Origin of the sequence: Paraburkholderia sp. SARCC-3016, assembly GCF_031119615.1 — a bacterium.
In the GTDB taxonomy this organism is placed as follows: domain Bacteria; phylum Pseudomonadota; class Gammaproteobacteria; order Burkholderiales; family Burkholderiaceae; genus Paraburkholderia.
Map to the genome: position 1 here is coordinate 1 of NZ_JAVHZD010000104.1, position 783 is coordinate 783.

Sequence of the window (783 nt, forward strand, 5' to 3'; positions counted from 1 at the left end):
TTGGCTCCCCGACCTGGGCTCGAACCAGGGACCTACGGATTAACAGTCCGGCGCTCTACCGACTGAGCTATCGGGGACCTGCACGGGAACCACTACAGAGGCAGAACCAGAGGAGGCACGACCCAGGCAGGGCGAAACTTCAACTCGACTGGATTCGGTACATAAAAAAGCCCGTTATAAAAACGGGCCTTTGCAATTCTTGGCTCCCCGACCTGGGCTCGAACCAGGGACCTACGGATTAACAGTCCGGCGCTCTACCGACTGAGCTATCGGGGAACAACAAACAGCAGAGAAGCGAAATTGTATGAGGTGCCAGGCGGCCTGTCAATAGCTGCAGCGGCGGCTGTAGCGGCGCGCTTGCGACGGGCAGCGCGGCCGGATCATTAAACCGGGATCACCGCAACCTTGTCATCACAATTGGACTTTGGCCCGCAGCTTCAACCCTGATCAACGCTCGAGCAGCGAGAGCTTTTCTTTCACGTCCTTGAATTCGTCTGCCTCGGGCAGCGGCGCTTTCGTTTTCGTGATGCTCGGCCATCCTTTGGCGAGCTCCGCGTTCAATTCAGTGAAGTGCTGCTGGTCGCCCGGCACGTCCTCTTCGGCGTAGATGGCGTTCACCGGGCACTCGGCGACGCACACAGCGCAATCGATGCACTCGTCCGGATCGATCGCGAGGAAGTTGGGACCTTCGCGAAAGCAGTCGACCGGAAGTCGGAGGCCAAGCGGTCTTAGGAAGACAAAACATTCTACCAACTCCTTGGCTCACAGAACGACATGGCTACG

The 783-nt window shown here is 58.2% G+C and carries 1 protein-coding gene and 2 tRNA genes; all 3 read right to left on the reverse strand.

The window, feature by feature from the left end:
* Position 1: 1 nt before the first annotated feature.
* Positions 2 to 77: transfer RNA gene (locus tag QYH69_RS35905), tRNA-Asn, on the reverse strand.
* Positions 78 to 200: 123 nt separating this feature from the next.
* Positions 201 to 276 (reverse strand) — tRNA-Asn (locus QYH69_RS35910).
* Between the two features lie 171 nt (positions 277 to 447).
* On the reverse strand, positions 448 to 753 hold the full coding sequence (locus QYH69_RS35915) for a ferredoxin family protein (RefSeq protein ID WP_308836345.1): 306 nt from the start codon (positions 751 to 753) through the stop codon (positions 448 to 450).
* Between the last annotated feature and the right edge of the window lie 30 nt (positions 754 to 783).